Annotated in this window: 12 protein-coding genes; 5 read left to right on the top strand and 7 right to left on the bottom strand. The window is 35.5% G+C overall.

Annotated elements, in window-relative coordinates; translation table 11 throughout:
• Positions 1-166: 166 nt before the first annotated feature.
• Complete coding sequence (locus tag AZF04_RS03285) at positions 167-490, bottom strand: DUF2325 domain-containing protein (RefSeq protein WP_061947558.1); 324 nt, start codon at positions 488-490, stop codon at positions 167-169.
• A gap of 318 nt (positions 491-808) precedes the next feature.
• Between AZF04_RS03285 and mgtE the strand changes: the two genes are divergently transcribed.
• Positions 809-2,167, top strand: coding sequence for a magnesium transporter (mgtE, locus tag AZF04_RS03280; protein ID WP_045482332.1), 1,359 nt, complete (start codon positions 809-811; stop codon positions 2,165-2,167).
• An 834-nt stretch (positions 2,168-3,001) separates the two neighbouring features.
• On the opposite strand, the gene wrbA is transcribed toward mgtE, so the two are convergent.
• On the bottom strand, positions 3,002-3,622 hold the full coding sequence (gene wrbA / locus AZF04_RS03275) for an NAD(P)H:quinone oxidoreductase (RefSeq protein WP_061947557.1): 621 nt from the start codon (positions 3,620-3,622) through the stop codon (positions 3,002-3,004).
• A gap of 87 nt (positions 3,623-3,709) precedes the next feature.
• Here wrbA and AZF04_RS03270 point away from each other — a divergent pair, with 87 nt between their 5' ends.
• Positions 3,710-4,018, top strand: coding sequence for a winged helix-turn-helix transcriptional regulator (locus AZF04_RS03270; protein ID WP_061947556.1), 309 nt, complete (start codon positions 3,710-3,712; stop codon positions 4,016-4,018).
• A gap of 143 nt (positions 4,019-4,161) precedes the next feature.
• Here the strand turns inward: AZF04_RS03270 and AZF04_RS03265 are convergent, their stop codons facing one another.
• Genes AZF04_RS03265 through AZF04_RS03250 form a run of 4 tightly spaced genes read right to left on the bottom strand, consistent with a single transcriptional unit; the run spans position 4,162 to position 9,283 of the window.
• Positions 4,162-5,307: a mannitol-1-phosphate 5-dehydrogenase gene (locus AZF04_RS03265; RefSeq protein ID WP_061947555.1), complete on the bottom strand. Its 1,146-nt coding sequence runs from the start codon at positions 5,305-5,307 to the stop codon at positions 4,162-4,164.
• A complete protein-coding gene (locus AZF04_RS03260) occupies positions 5,300-5,740 on the bottom strand; it encodes a PTS sugar transporter subunit IIA (RefSeq protein WP_061947554.1) in 441 nt (146 codons plus the stop codon). The genes AZF04_RS03265 and AZF04_RS03260 overlap by 8 nt, the downstream gene beginning before the upstream one ends.
• Before the next feature lie 15 nt (positions 5,741-5,755).
• Positions 5,756-7,840 (bottom strand): BglG family transcription antiterminator, encoded by a 2,085-nt coding sequence (locus AZF04_RS03255; protein WP_061947553.1) that lies wholly within the window; start codon positions 7,838-7,840, stop codon positions 5,756-5,758.
• Positions 7,841-7,879: 39 nt separating this feature from the next.
• Complete coding sequence (locus AZF04_RS03250) at positions 7,880-9,283, bottom strand: PTS mannitol transporter subunit IICB (RefSeq protein ID WP_061947552.1); 1,404 nt, start codon at positions 9,281-9,283, stop codon at positions 7,880-7,882.
• A 342-nt stretch (positions 9,284-9,625) separates the two neighbouring features.
• Between AZF04_RS03250 and AZF04_RS03245 the strand changes: the two genes are divergently transcribed.
• Together AZF04_RS03245 and AZF04_RS03240 are read left to right on the top strand one after the other, a co-directional pair.
• Complete coding sequence (locus AZF04_RS03245; protein ID WP_061947551.1) at positions 9,626-11,404, top strand: B12-binding domain-containing radical SAM protein; 1,779 nt, start codon at positions 9,626-9,628, stop codon at positions 11,402-11,404.
• Between the two features lie 266 nt (positions 11,405-11,670).
• Positions 11,671-12,561: a helix-turn-helix domain-containing protein gene (locus AZF04_RS03240; RefSeq protein ID WP_061947550.1), complete on the top strand. Its 891-nt coding sequence runs from the start codon at positions 11,671-11,673 to the stop codon at positions 12,559-12,561.
• Between the two features lie 85 nt (positions 12,562-12,646).
• On the opposite strand, the gene gndA is transcribed toward AZF04_RS03240, so the two are convergent.
• Positions 12,647-14,062: an NADP-dependent phosphogluconate dehydrogenase gene (gene gndA, locus AZF04_RS03235; protein WP_061947549.1), complete on the bottom strand. Its 1,416-nt coding sequence runs from the start codon at positions 14,060-14,062 to the stop codon at positions 12,647-12,649.
• 296 nt (positions 14,063-14,358) lie between these two features.
• Here gndA and AZF04_RS03230 point away from each other — a divergent pair, with 296 nt between their 5' ends.
• Positions 14,359-15,231 carry an SDR family oxidoreductase gene (locus tag AZF04_RS03230; protein WP_061947548.1) on the top strand — a complete coding sequence of 291 codons (873 nt, stop codon included), beginning with the start codon at positions 14,359-14,361 and terminating at the stop codon, positions 15,229-15,231.
• Positions 15,232-15,725 lie beyond the last annotated feature (494 nt).

Below are 15,725 nucleotides of genomic sequence, written 5' to 3'. Positions count from 1 at the left end.
GTCTCTTAAGTTGTTTAAATATGCACTCTTTACACACCATTGGATTAATTAAAACAAATTCTGGCCCGATTTCCATTCTTCGTATCAAGAAAGTGAAATTAAGGTTTCCTTGTAGCGTTTCAACACAACAGCTTTAAACTTTCTAAGCATAGAACTTTATGTAGAGTTAGACATTGATAATAGAAATACAGTTATTTTTTAAAAGGCAATTATCGCATTGACCAATAGCGCTATAAATAGAACACCATGACCTTTTAGCAAAACAGATAGGAATATTTTGTTCAGTTGCTCTCTTTTTTAACGACGTTGTTAAGTTATGATTAATAAAATCTGTAAGTATAAGCACTAAATCGATATGCTGAGGTATTTCCTTTTTTACAGCCTGAGTCTTCCTTCCACTAAGATGGGTTATATGTTCAAATCCTAATTCTTTTAGTTTTTTTGGAATTGCGCCAAGCCTGTCCCCTCCAACTATAAGTAAAGATGACATGATCGTTAGCCTCCCTTAATTATTCATTATTAACGGAATATTTTATATTATTGTAATTGATATTGATTATCAATGTCAATTGAAAACTTAGTATTCGTTTATCTATGTTTAAAAAGGGTATAGAAGACTTATCTAATTGCATCCATTTTCACCTTTCCATTAGTAAGGAATATCATGAAAGGGTATCCTATCGTTAAATAACATCTATCGTTCAAATTAAATCGTTTACAATCTAGATTTTTTAAAAAGAGAATTTACTTCAACTTATTTTTTCGTTAAAGTAAGGAAGGGAATTAGAATAGAAATGGGGTGTCATCCATGACAGTTAATATGACAGAAGATCAATTATTAGTACTTGTAATTAAATATTTGCGTGAAGGAAAAAGGAGCTCCCTACAACTATTATTAGAAGAGCTTCATCCTTATGATTTTGCCCAGCTGTATCGTGGATTACCTGAAAAGCACCACCATAAGTTCTTACTCTATTTAACACCTTCTCAAATCGCTGACTTAATACAAGAGCTTGATTATGAAATGCAAATAGAAATCCTTTATAAATTGGGGATTGAGCGATCATCAAAAGTAATGAACCTAATGGATAACGATGATTTAGCCGACCTTCTTAATGAGCTTTCCATTGATAAAATCCAAGAATTCCTTGATGTAATGAGGAAGGAAGATTCACAGGAAATACAATCCTTAATGAAATACCCTGCCGATACAGCAGGGGGGCTGATGAACAATCAGTTCATATGGATAAATGCTCATTATACAGTTAGGCAAGCAGTCGATAAATTAAAGGACTATGCTAGTTTTTCTGAAAATATATATTATTTATATGTGATTAATGATGATAAACAATTAGTCGGTGTTGTGTCATACCGCGATTTACTTATTGCTAATATTGATGACATTATCGAGGATTTAATGTTTAGTCGAGTGGTGTCCGTCACCGTTGACCAAGACCAAGAGGAAGTTGCTCAAATTATTGAACGATACGACTTTATCGCCGTACCTGTTGTCGACCACCATAATGTTCTTCAAGGTATTATCACGGTCGATGATGCATTTGATGTCATCATAAGAGAAGCTAATGAGGACATTGAAAAGCTCTCCGCTTCTGGTAAAGATATCGATTTTAATACGAAAGCAGGAACTGCTGCTATTAGAAGACTACCTTGGCTAGTGCTTTTATTATTTATCGGATTAGTATCTGGAAGTATTTTAAGCTTTTTTGAAGATACATTAGAACAAGTAGTCGCACTAATCTTTTTTATGCCTATGATAGCCGGTATGACAGGAAATACAGGAACCCAGTCTTTAGCCGTTGTGGTTAGAGGATTTGCGACCACGGAAGTAAATAAAAAAGTTATTACTAGACTGATTCTCCGTGAATTACGTGTAGGACTTCTGATTGGTGTAACCTGCGCCATTCTCATCACAACCATTGCGGCTGTATGGCAATCAGATTTATTACTAGGAGCTGTTGTGGGTACTTCATTATTTGTATCTCTTATAATAGGTACCCTCGCTGGTACAGTCATACCTATCGTACTTCACCGTGTAGGAGTTGACCCTGCCGTAGCATCCGGCCCACTTATTACTACTTTAAATGATATTTTTTCATTACTTATCTATTTCGGTACAGCAACCGCATTTTTAACGCAAATATTATAAAAAAAGCATGACCACTTGTCATTCTTTAGCCTGTCGGCAAAATCTCGCAACAACGAGAAAGTCGACAGGTTTTTTATGTATTCAAGTGCAACAAGCACATAAAATAAGGGGTAATTTGTATAAAACCTTAAAAATACCTTTGAGGAACATTCCTCAAAGGTATTTTAGTTAGAATTTTAAAGAATACCGAACCAAAGCCTATATCTTTTCCCTCAACATCTTTATGGAAGTGTGGTTTGATAGGTCTCTTTTTATTACAAAATATACAATATTCATTCAAATCATCGACATGACTTACTATGCTTTACATATTAGCGACATATTCCCCGGGAAATGCCAAAAATGACCGTCGAAATATACTTACAAACACTACAAGAAGTTTAAGAAACTCCTTAATATATATAATATTTGACAGCATTTTTATAGGCAAAGCTCTAGCTTGAGACAATTATATTTCCTATTACCCAATATAAAATCCCGTACAACACAACAATTGTAGAAATGGTTATAAACAATGCCTTATTGGACATTTTTTTCATTGTTCGTCTCACCTTTCTTATTAGCTAAAGGTAAGTATACTACACCTAACCATCTGTTTGCACGTATTCGGTCAGACTATTATATCGATGAAAACTAGGTTCGGAAATGATTAAATCCAGACTCGGAAAGGCGAAAGATTATTGTAGTGAGTTGACCCACTTCAAGGGAAGCCCTGGGTCTTTTAAATAAACGACTTCTCCTGAACAACCGCCTCTCCATAGTCAAAGACGTGCATTCTCCAAATATCGTTGGTTTCTGACTGACAAAATTTAATCATTATTTACTTTCACTTTTTTAATTCGCTAATTTTTTTGCTACTTCCGCTACCCTACTTCCTAGTCGTTCGGCCATTTTCAGATCTCTTGGGTCAGGAAATGATGAACCATCTGGTCCGGCTACTGTAGAGGCTCCATATGGGCTTCCTCCAATACCATCTGTTGTTAGTTGCTCTTGATTTTCACCGTAAGGTAATCCTACAAATATTAAACCAAAATGTAGAAGTGGTACTAATGTCGTTAAAATAGTCGACTCTTGTCCTCCATGAATCGACCCACTGCTCGTGAACACAGCCGTTGCCTTCCCTTCTAGTTCTCCTTTAGCCCAAAGTCCTCCAGCTGAATCTAAATATTGCTTCATTTGAGCAGGCATTGAACCGTATCGAGTCGGCACTCCCCAGATGATTCCATCTGCCCATTGTAAATCTTCAAGAGTGGCTTCTTTTACTTCATTTTGTTCCTTTTGAGCCTCAACATACGGATCTTGATTGGACATTACTTCCTTTACTTCTTCGAATTCTTTAATTCTAACAAGCTTAACTTCGATTCCTTCTACTTTCTTTGCTCCTTCTTCAACCGCCTTTGCCATTTTAAAAATGTGACCATATGCACTATAATATGGAATTAATATGTTTGCCATAATCATTCCCCTAACATGAATTTTTTACTACCTAGTTCTCTATACCTTCTTTTTGTGGTAAACTAAACATGATCGAGGTGAAAAGTAATGGATTATAGTCAAATGTGCCCTAAATATGAACTTGCCATTGAACTATTAGGTAAAAAGTGGACTGGTTTAATGATTCGAGTTTTATTAGATGGTCCAAAACGCTTTAAGGAAATTAAAGCGCAAATACCCGAAATGAGCGACCGTATTCTCACCGAACGAATTAAAGAGCTTGAGAAATTAGATGTAATTAAACGTAATGTCTATCCTGAAAAGCCTGTACGGATTGAATACGAACTTTCCGAAAAAGGGAAAGCCCTCGAGCCTGTCATAAAAGCCATTCAATTCTGGGGCGAAAAATGGGTATAACAGTATCTATACTTACAAACATACAGATTAAATACTAGATGCTCGCTTGTTAACTAACTCGTTTTATGAGTAGGTTGACAAGCTTTTTTGTGTAAGTTCAAACAAAAAAGACACAGCATTTTGCTGTGCCTTCCATCTCAATCCTACATACTCCAGTTCTTTTTAATTCTCTGAGTAAGTGGGTGATCAATATCTAATCCAGTTATCTCTATTAAAGCCTCATCTATTTCACTTGTCTTAAGAAGCCTTTGTAATTCTACACTTTCTTTATCTGTTTCTACATCAAAGGATAACGCAGCAGAAATTCCTTTTAACAATGACCTGGGCTCGACAATATCTTTTTCTAATAAAAGTCTAGCTGGTTTGATAAACCTTTCATTGTAGCTTAATTTTGTCAGTGGATTTCTGGCAACTCTTACAACCTTGTCTGATAAAAATGGATTGCGAAATCTCTCCATAATTTTCTTTACATACTGAATATGACTTTCTTTATCAAACCCATATTGATGAACCAATAAAGCAGAAGTCTCTTCTAATGCTCGGAGTACTTCTTCTTCAATTTGAGCGTCATCAATGGCTTCTTTAATCGTTTCATACCCTTTATTATGACCTAAATACGCTGCCATAGCATGCCCTGTATTAACCGTAAAGAGTTTTCTTTCAATGTATGGAGTTAAATCATCAACAAGCTTTACCCCTTCAATATCAGGCAACGATGAATGAATTTGGGACTTGTCCACGACCCACTCATAGAAAGGCTCAACATTCACCGTTAAGATATCTTCATTTTCCTGGTTAGGAACAATTCGATCGACTGCAGAATTAGGGAAATCTGTTATAGCATTTATTTGCTTCCATTCATCTTCAGCTAAATGTGACCGAATATGTTCACACAACGTTTCAGTAGCTCCTATCGCATTTTCACACGCAGTTACGATAAGAGGCTCTCCACTTGACGCCCGCTTAATCAGTCCACTTGCAATAGGCTTCGCAATATGCTCTAAAATAGCAGGACCTACCGCGGTTGTTACTAAATCAGCACTTGCTATTTCTTCTATGACTTGCTCAGCCTGACTATTACTATTTAGACCTCGCACTCCTTTAACGACCTCAACCTGACCATTTTCCTCAGCTAAAGTTACAGTGTATTGGCCTTTTTCATTCAAAGCATGAATCACTTGTTCATTTACATCTACGAATACAACCTCGTATCCTGCTCTAGCGAGTAACAAGCCAATAAAGCCTCTTCCAATATTTCCTGCTCCGAAGTGTACAGCTTTTTTACTCATCTTCATTAACCTCAGAAAACATTTTAATGATTTCATTTGGATCTGTTGCTTGAACTATTTTTTCAACATTTTCCTCTTCGGAACAAATAATCGCAATTTGTGATAGGATTTCTAAATGTTCGTTTCCTATTCCTGCAATCCCTATTACTAAGCGAACTTGTTCACCATTCCAATCTACTGGCTCTTTATACGTTTTGACCGTTAATCCAGAAGCTAGCACTTCATTCTTCGCATCATCTGTTCCATGAGGTATGGCTAGCATATTCCCCATATATGTTGAAGTAATTTTCTCTCTCTCTAACATTTTATCAACATAGTCTTTTTTCACATAACCATTTTCATAAAGAAGGTTACCTACCTCAATAATCGCCTCTTTTTGACTTTTTGCTTCACCGTTTAATTGAATATTTTCTACTGCTAAAATCTCTTTCATGATTCCCACTCCTTGTCATAGTTGTTTTTGAACATATAATTTAAATGCAGCACCTAAATACTGATAAATTTCTTGCTCATTCTTCGTTTCAAATGTTTCAATAGCATCCTCTTCTTCAACTAAAAGTCCACTTATATAACTCATAAGCGTAAGTCGAAAAGAGTCAAAAGGCTCTGGAGCTAATAAAACGAGCACTCTATTGACTAATACCATTTCATTATCCATCGCTCTCTTTTCAACAGGATGTTTTAATTGATAAATAGAAAAAGAAGGTACTTGAATAGTTGGATGTTTACAGTGAAAAAGAGCAAGAGATGTATTAGGAATAGCTAAGCTACCGATTTTTTCTCTATCTAATAAGGCATGAAACACCTCGGTACTAGATGTCACCATATTTCTTTTCTGATAATCTTGACAAGTTATATATAAATTCTTTTCAAAAGACTCTTCTTCCCATTTCTTTAATTCAAAGGTATGGAGAATTTGATAGATATCTTCATTCATTGTTTTCAGTTTTTGGAAAAACCATTCATCCTCTTTACTTCGTATTACGTTCGTTTTTCTCTTTGTATCTTCGATAGGTTCCTTTTTCTTATTCGTAGATACATAATTCTCTAGATATTCACGAATTTTTACGACTTCAGCTTTTGATAAAAAAGGATTCACTAAAAAATAACGTTCCATTCCTTGTATCGGAATAGTGGAGATGATTAAATCATAATCGTCCGTATTTAAATGCCTGAGCTCAAATAATGATACATTTTTAAGCAGGGTAATTTCAGGGAATTCCTTATTCAGTCTACTAGCTAAAAGCTTAGAGGAACCAATACCACTCGAGCAAATGACTAATGCCCGTAATTCTGTTTCTCTTTTTAATTCTTCTAAAACAGAACCAAAATGCATGACGAGAAAACCTATTTCTTCGTCTGGTATATATAGTGGTTCGAATACTTCTTGCACGACCTTTTGAACTTGCTCAAAAAGCGATTGGTAATCGCTTTTTATTTTACTTAATAATGGATTTTGAATTTTCATTTTTTGATGTATCCGATATAAAGCTGGTCTTAGGTGGGCAATTAATCCTTGGATCAAGTCTGAGTGAGTAAAAGATACATCTAATTCAATCCCTAATCTTTCAACCATTTCTTTTACCTTACCCGCTAAATGTAAATCTAAATCCTCGAATACATCTTCTTCCATATGAAGCCATTTTGCACCTCTTAGGTGCATCGTTATATATCCTATCTCCGTCTCAGGTATCGATATTTCAAATAAATTTTCTAATTTCTTGGCTAACGATTCCGCCATTTCAAATTCTTTATAATTCTTAAAGGTTTGAAGATAATGCTGTTCAAGCTCAATTCTTTCACCTTGCTTTAAGCGTTCAATCGCAAGTGCTAAATGTACAATTAACCCTACATAAGAGCTATCTGCGATTTCATCATGAAACGATTTTCTCCAGCTACTGATGGAATCTTTAATTTTCTTTATAGTAGGTAAATCTACATAATGAAGCAGTCGTTTAGATATTGGATCGGTTGATATTGAGTCTTCTTCTTCTCTTATCGCATGATAAAAGTAATCTTCATTAATGTTTTCGCTTATCAACTTACTTAGTGCCCTTCTAATCGTAACCTCATTACCAACAATTTCGACACCATAACCACGTTTTCTGATTAACTTTAATTGAAATTGCTCCAACCAGCCTTCAACCTTCGTTAAATCATGACTTACGGTCGCAACGGTAACATTTAATTCATTTGCTAAAGCAAACAGCTTTACAGGTTCCCTTCTATGAAGAAGAACAGACAGGAGCACCATTTGGCGCTCCTCAGGAGTATATTCTTCGTGGTCTAGAGTTCTTAAAAAACTCTCTAATTTCTCTGTAGCCACTTTTGTACCCGTTACTGTCATTCCCTGAGCATTTTTAACTAAGCTCAGCTGATAGCTTTTTAATATATCTTCTATTCCTCTTAAATCACGCTGGATTGTGCGTGTACTTACCTCTAAAGCATCCGCAATTCGCGATAAAGTATGACTCTTCTCCCTATCTAGTACGAGCCTCTTTAATATCGCTCGTTCTCTTGCAGAAATATACATCGCACAACCCCCCCTTTATATGTTCAGAACAGCATCCTATTATTTAATGCGGTTAATTAATTCATCATATTTAGGACTATTTAAGAAGTTTTCCACTGAAATATGCTCGGCATTTGGTACCTTCTTTTTAGCACTTTCAGTTAAATCTTTATGAGTGATAACGATATCTGCATCAGCTGGTAAATTACTTATGGAAGTATTAGATACACTGATATCAATATTCTCTTTTTTAAATTTATTTCTTAGTAGTGAGGCTCCCATTGCACTTGAACCCATTCCAGCATCACAAGCAAAGATAATTTTGTTAATTTCATCTGCACTTTTTTCTTCTGAAGGTTGCTCAGAGCTCGAAACAACGGAACTTTTCTTTCCTTTCATTTCTTGCATTTTTGAGCTTGCTGCACTTAAGTCCCCTTCTGTGCTTTTATCCATCTTTAAAATGATAGAAGCGATAACAAAGGTTACAGCTGTTGCAACGAATACACCGGCAATAACCGCAATATATTCTCCTCTAGGAGTCATAGCCATCAGAGCAAAAATACTACCAGGAGATGGTACAGCACGAAGTCCTGCATCAAGTAATGAGAAGGTAAATACTCCACTCATCCCACCACCAATTGCTGCCAAAATAAGTGCTGGCTTCATTAGAATATAAGGGAAGTAGATTTCATGAATCCCCCCAACAAAATGGATGACCGCAGCACCAGGTGCTGATTGCTTCGCCATTCCTTTTCCGAAAAGAGTGAATGCAAGTAAAATTCCTAGTCCTGGACCAGGGTTCGTTTCTAATAATAATAGAATCGATTTACCCGCTTCATCTACTTGGGTAAGACCTATCGGACTTAATATACCATGATTAATGGCATTATTTAAAAATAATACTTTTGCAGGTTCGATAATAATACTCGTTAAAGGCAGTAAGCCTAAACTAATAATAGCATTAACCCCGTTGGCAAGCCATGAGCTTAATGTTTCAACAACAGGTCCGACTCCTAAAAAGGCAATAATCGCTAAAATCATTCCTAAAATACCAGAAGTAAAGTTATTGATAAGCATTTCAAAGCCTGATTTTATTTTCCCTTCTAGTAGCTGGTCAATTTTCTTGATTAAATATCCACCAAGTGGCCCCATAATCATAGCACCAATAAACATTGGGATATCTGCACCCACAATTACCCCAATTGTCGCTGTAGCACCGACTACCCCACCTCGGACATCATGAATCATTTTACCGCCCGTATATCCAATTAAAATTGGAAGTAAATAAGTCAGCATTGGACCAACGATTGTTGCTAAATCGGCATTTGGCAAATAACCATCTTCAATAAATAATGCCGTAATTAGACCCCAAGCGATGAAGGCTCCAATATTAGGCATAACCATTTGGCTTAAACGACTTCCAAACCTCTGTACCTTAGAGCGTAAGCTTGTTTTTTCGGACATATTCTTTCCTCCTCTATAAATGTAAAATAAATGTTATAAATGCTTCATTTTAATCGTAAGCGCTTACTGATTATTTCTCAATCTTTTCTAAACTCATTTTCGTCATTTAAAAGGATGACAAAATTAAAAAAGAGCTTAAACCCCCTTATTAGCGTGGGCTGCATTCCTTTCATATTTAGAAAGAAGGATAGGTTTAATTAAACATTTATTTAATTCATTTAAATGAGGTGCTTTCAAGTACCTTCTCCATCAAATCATGTAATCCTTTAATTTTTTCCATTTTTTTAATCAAGGACTCCTATGTTATACTCTTTACATTGAATAGAAAAAGTGGTGTTCTATATGACAATTATATTAAGTACTTTAAATGCCAAATACATACATACTAGCTTGTCTATTAGGTATTTAAAGGCATACGCACAACCAGAATTCGATATTCAGCTAGCCGAATATACGATTAGTGACCCGACCATTAACATTGCAAGTGATTTAATACAAAAAAAACCTCGTATTATTGGCTTTAGCTGTTATATTTGGAACATTGAAGAAACGATTAAGGTCATTGAGATATTAAAAAAGGTCGACCCTTCTCTCACCATTATATTGGGTGGTCCTGAAGTGACTTACGATACAAAGCAATGGATGGAAAGACTCCCAGATGTTGATTATATTATTATCGGTGAAGGTGAATTTACATTTAAAAAACTGCTTTCAGAACTGACAAGTGATCAACAATTGAACACGGTTGGTGGTCTTAGCTACCGCAACGAACAAAAGGAAATTATGATTAATCCACCCAACCAAAAATTAAATTTAAAAGAGCTTCCTTCACCATTTCGATTTGAAGAGGATAAAAGCCATTTATCGAAAAGAGTAATCTATATTGAGACGAGCAGGGGCTGTCCTTTTAGCTGCCAGTTTTGTTTATCATCGATAGAGGTGGGTGTTCGCTATTTTGATCGGGAACGTGTCAAAGAAGACATCCGATATTTAATGGATAACGGAGCTAAAACGATCAAATTCGTTGACCGTACTTTTAATATAAGTAGAAGCTATGCTATGGAAATGTTTCAATTCCTAATTGATGAGCATAGGGCTGGTACCGTGTTTCAGTTTGAAATTACGGCAGATATTATGAGACCTGAAGTCATCCAATTTTTAAACGAAAACGCACCGAAAGGTCTCTTCCGCTTTGAAATAGGGGTTCAATCTACAAATGATCATACAAATGAATTAGTCAAAAGAAGACAAAACTTCGAGAAGTTAACGCGAACCGTTACGATGGTGAGAGATGGCGGTAAAATCGATCAACATCTAGATTTAATTGCAGGACTTCCTGATGAAGACTATCAAACATTTAAAAAGACATTTAATGATGTTTTTGCCTTACGACCAGAAGAGCTACAGCTAGGATTTTTAAAAATGCTCCGAGGTACTGGACTAAGAATTAGCGCAAAGCAATATGGATATGTGTATATGGACCACTCTCCTTACGAAATTCTTAAAAATAATGTATTATCCTTTGATGATATCATTAGAATTAAACAAGTAGAAGATGTGTTAGAAAAATACTGGAATGCTCATCGAATGGATGAAACCGTCGAATATCTTGTCGAAAAGGGATTTGACACACCCTTTGACTTTTTCCAAAGTTTTGGTAGCTACTGGGACAACCAAGGATGGAGTCGCATCGGCCATCAGTTAGAGGATTTATTTCGTCGCTTAGCACAGTTCCTATCCGAGGAAACTTCATTCAATAGTGACGTTTACACTTCATTAATGAAATATGATTATTTACGAAATCATAAACAAAAGCCCCGTAAGGCTTGGTGGTCAGAGACTCTAACTAAATCAAAACGACGTCTTTTATATAACGAAGCCATTGCATTTCCTGCACTTTTTGGAGATGAATTTGAAAAAAGAGCATTATCAGAGAATGATTTATATAAGCATTCCATTATTGAAGAAATTCCTTTTCAATTAGATCATTATTTAAAGACGAAAGAACTAATTTGGAAGCCATCCATTATGATCGTTCTTTACAATACTAAATTAAATAAAACAGAAGTATTCATGACAAAAGACGAACAAAAGGCAGTCAATCATTTAAATATTTTTTGAGCCAAACGGTGGCTACTTAGATTTAATTAGTAAATTAATATCTAAGTAGTCATATGGCTCTTTTTTTATGTTTCTTAGAATATAAAAGCTATTTCCTATGAAAAAATCACTATAAACGGAGTATGACATCTAAAAATTAAACTTGTATAGTAAATATGTATTCTATATACTTCTATTAAGAGCATGTTAGTGGAACTTTCTTTTTTATTTTGTAATGGCTGAATATTGAACATACTAGAAATTTTACGAAATTAATCGACAAGAGGGTGATACCAATTAACATTGACACGATTGGAAAGAATATTAAATTTTATCGTTCATTAAAAGGTCTGACGCAATGTGAGCTAGCTGAAGGAATATGTACACAAGCACAAATCAGTAACATCGAGGCAGGAAAGTTCATTCCATTATCTACCACTCTATTTGCTATTTCAAAGCGGTTAGAAGTCGATATGAATCAATTTTTTCACGCTTTTGAAAATCCTCAATATGATTATGTCCAAGAATTTATTCAAGAGGTTCGCCGTCAAACCGAAAACAGGAATTACAAGGAAGTCTTTCAATTGGTGACAGCTGAAGAAAAGAATAAGCTATTTAAAAGCTCCAGCTTACAACAATTCATCCTCTGGCATAAAGGAGTCGCCATTGCCTATCTCTATAAAGACTATACCCTTGCTATCAAAATGCTATTTAAGGCAATTAATTTAACCTATAACGGTAAACGAAATTACACTCAGGAAGAAATCCAAATATTAAATTCTATTGCCGCTATCTATGATTTAAAGGGGCACTCTACTCAAGCTACTGAATATTATGAGCGATCATTAAAGCATGCTAATTTCATTCAGGATTTTAACCCTAAAATTAAAGTACGAATTTTATATAATTATGCAAAAGCGGAAACCACTCTTGCTAATTATTCCAAAGCTATTAACTTAGCTGAACAGGGTCGTCAAATATGCATTGAAAATGGACTATTGTATCTCTTTGAAGAATGCACTTACCAAAAGGGATTTTGTTATTTACTCCAAGGTGAGGTTGAAATGGGTAAGAGGTTAATTGAACAAGCGGTTGTGCTATTTAGATTAGAGAAAAAGGAAGAGTTAGCTACCTTTGCTATAAAAGAGGTAGAAGAAGCGCTTACTACTATACAGTAAGCGTTTTTTCATATATATTTTGGCGTGCACTTCTTAAAGGAAACATGAAAGCCTGCGACGGTATAATCGCAGGCTTTTTACTATCTTATTTACTTAACCATTCAGTATGGAAAATACCTTCTTTATCAACACGTTGGTACGTATGAGCACCAAAGTAGTCTCGTTGTGCTTGCAGGAGATTAGCAGGTAACGTTTCTGTACGATAGCTATCATAATAAGCTAACGCACTTGAGAATGAAGGAACCGGAATCCCTGATTGAACCGCTAAAGCCAATACTTCCCTTAAAGCTCCTTGGTAATTTTCTACAATATCCTTAAAGTATGGATCTAATAGTAGATTGGCTAATTCTGAATCACGATCATAGGCATCTTTAATTTTTTGTAAGAATTGAGCACGAATGATACAGCCACCACGGAAAATCATGGCAATATCACCGTAACGTAAATTCCAATCATTTTCATCTGATGCAGCTCTCATTTGAGCAAATCCTTGAGCATATGAACAAATTTTACTCATATACAATGCTTTTCTTACAGCTTCAATAATCGCTTTTTTATCTCCATCAAATGGTTTCACTTCAGGTCCAGATAAGATTTTGCTTGCTTTTACTCGCTCATCCTTCATTGCAGAAATGAACCTTGCGAACACGGACTCTGTAATAATCGGAAGAGGAACTCCTAAATCTAGTGCACTTTTACTTGTCCATTTTCCTGTTCCTTTTTGTCCGGCAGTGTCTAAAATAACATCAACTAACGGTTTGCCCGTTTCTTCATCTGTTTTTGTAAAGATATCAGCGGTAATTTCGATTAAGTAACTATCTAATTCGCCCTTATTCCAATCTGCAAAAACTTCATGTAATTCTTTAGCACTTAAGCCTAAGATGTTTTTTAGAATGAAATAAGCCTCAGAAATGAGCTGCATATCTCCATATTCAATACCATTATGTACCATTTTTACATAATGACCCGCACCATTAGGACCAATATAAGTCGAACAAGGCTCTCCATCTACTTTAGCAGAGATGCTATTTAAAATAGGTTCAACCAATTTATAAGCTTCCTCTTGGCCTCCTGGCATAATAGAAGGTCCTTTTAGTGCGCCTTCTTCTCCACCAGATACACCTGTTCCAATAAAATGTAATCCTGATTCTTCTAGCTCTTTATTTCTTCTAATTGTATCCTCAAAGTATGTATTCCCACCATCGATAAGAATATCACCTTTTTCAAGATAAGGCTTTAAAGATTCAATCGTTGCATCAGTAGCTGTACCTGCTTTTACCATTAATAAAATTTTACGAGGCGTTTCTAATGATTGAACAAACTCTTCAATTGTTTTTGCACCAGTAAAATTCTTGCCTTCTGCTTCGGTTTTGAGAAATGCTTCTGTTTTTTCGTATGAACGATTGAAAACTGATACGGAGTAACCACGACTTTCAATATTTAAAGCAAGGTTTTTGCCCATAACTGCTAAACCTATAACACCAATTTCTTGTTTTGACATGTCCTTCTAACTCCCTTTCTATCTTTTACCCATACTATTTTCTGAATCCTTTGTTTCGTTAAAGATTATACCATATAAAAGCATGGTTTTCTTGCTAGGAAAGAATTTTATTTCCGTTTTCAGTATAAATATTTTTCCAAAAATCATTCATAATATAAGGAAAACGCTTACTTATTTAATATATGGTATAAATTTTACAATTTGATAAAAAGCTATCACTGTTGTAGAGGTTTAATGAATGAAAACAGTGGTAATAGATCTAAAGATTAACAAATTTTAAAGGAGTGTAGATATATATGAGTATTGATTTTAGTCAAATTCAAAAAAATGGACAAGAAGGACAAACTCAACGACAACCAGGTATTGAAGCGGAAATGAATCCACTACCTATTTATGACAATCCAGATTATGTAGGAAGTAATAAACTAAAGAATAAAATTGCACTTATTACCGGAGGAGACAGTGGAATTGGTCGAGCAGTTGCCATTGCCTATGCTAAAGAAGGAGCTTCAGTAAGTATTGTTTACTTAGATGAACATGAGGATGCGAATGAAACCAAGAGACTTGTAGAGGAAAAAGGTGGGAATTGCTTGCTCATTAGCGGAGATGTTGGTGATGAATCATTTTGTCATCAAGCTGTTCAAAAAACGATAGAAACATTTGGACAACTTGACATATTAATTAACAACGCGGCGGAACAGCATTATCAAACGAATATTGAAGATATTACTTCTCAGCAGCTATTACGCACATTTCAGACAAATATATTTTCCTATTTTTATTTTATTCAGGCAGCAATGCCTCATTTAAAAAAGGGAAGCTCGATTATTAACACCGCATCGATTGTCGCTTATAGAGGAAACCCCGTTCTCATGGATTATTCTGCAACAAAAGGGGCAATCGTTGCACTAACTCGCTCACTTTCGGAAAGTATCGTTTCAAAAGGAATTAGAGTGAACGGCGTAGCGCCTGGTCCTATATGGACTCCACTTATACCTGCCTCCTTCCCAGCTGAAAATGTAAAAAAATTTGGGACCGACACTCCAATGGGAAGACCAGGTCAGCCAGCCGAGTTAGCACCCTCTTATGTATATTTAGCATCGGATGATTCAACCTATGTTTCCGGGCAAATACTTCACATTAATGGTGGTAACATTATTAATGGATAACGATAGATTGAGCTTTTAAGAAATATCATAAGAGACGAACCATACACATGAAATGAACACTCTACACATGATAGATGCTCAGCTGTTCGCTCCCCCAAGACACTTCACGTCCGAACTAACATTTTTAAAAGGATTTCGGCATGGCCACTTCATCAACCGCTGTCTTTCATAAAGGGTTTATCCGTTCAACAGAACCCTCCTTCTTATCACACAAGAAGGAGGGTTCATTGTATTCATTTTAAGTTTCGCACTGTGAGATGAATTAAGTTATGTCCCACTCTATTTTAAAAAAAGCAACTCCACATATATTCCAATAACTATACTAGAATGAATTTCATAATTGCTCTATAAGTGAAGAAGTTCGTGAATTCACTCGTTGATTGTAACGGTAGGTAGTGACTCCCAAAGGATCAGCGCAGTCTGAAGATCCACTCTGACGACGCTCTGCTTAGTCAGAGTTAGCTGAAGACAAGCCCTTGGGAAAGCATCTACCT

This window comes from Alkalihalobacillus trypoxylicola (genome assembly GCF_001590785.1).
GTDB classification, from domain to species: domain Bacteria; phylum Bacillota; class Bacilli; order Bacillales; family Bacillaceae_D; genus Alkalihalobacillus; species Alkalihalobacillus trypoxylicola.
Note: the sequence above shows the minus strand (reverse complement) of the source record. Positions and strands in the feature narration are given on the sequence as shown.

Bases quoted from the DNA above. Each gene is read 5' to 3' on its own strand.
- AZF04_RS03285 (WP_061947558.1), bottom strand. From the start codon at position 490: ATGTCATCTTTACTTATAGTTGGAGGGGACAGGCTTGGCGCAATTCCA.
- mgtE (WP_045482332.1), top strand. From the start codon at position 809: ATGACAGTTAATATGACAGAAGATCAATTATTAGTACTTGTAATTAAA.
- wrbA (WP_061947557.1), bottom strand. From the start codon at position 3,622: ATGGCAAACATATTAATTCCATATTATAGTGCATATGGTCACATTTTT.
- AZF04_RS03270 (WP_061947556.1), top strand. From the start codon at position 3,710: ATGGATTATAGTCAAATGTGCCCTAAATATGAACTTGCCATTGAACTA.
- AZF04_RS03265 (WP_061947555.1), bottom strand. From the start codon at position 5,307: ATGAGTAAAAAAGCTGTACACTTCGGAGCAGGAAATATTGGAAGAGGC.
- AZF04_RS03260 (WP_061947554.1), bottom strand. From the start codon at position 5,740: ATGAAAGAGATTTTAGCAGTAGAAAATATTCAATTAAACGGTGAAGCA.
- AZF04_RS03255 (WP_061947553.1), bottom strand. From the start codon at position 7,840: ATGTATATTTCTGCAAGAGAACGAGCGATATTAAAGAGGCTCGTACTA.
- AZF04_RS03250 (WP_061947552.1), bottom strand. From the start codon at position 9,283: ATGTCCGAAAAAACAAGCTTACGCTCTAAGGTACAGAGGTTTGGAAGT.
- AZF04_RS03245 (WP_061947551.1), top strand. From the start codon at position 9,626: ATGACAATTATATTAAGTACTTTAAATGCCAAATACATACATACTAGC.
- gndA (WP_061947549.1), bottom strand. From the start codon at position 14,062: ATGTCAAAACAAGAAATTGGTGTTATAGGTTTAGCAGTTATGGGCAAA.
- AZF04_RS03230 (WP_061947548.1), top strand. From the start codon at position 14,359: ATGAGTATTGATTTTAGTCAAATTCAAAAAAATGGACAAGAAGGACAA.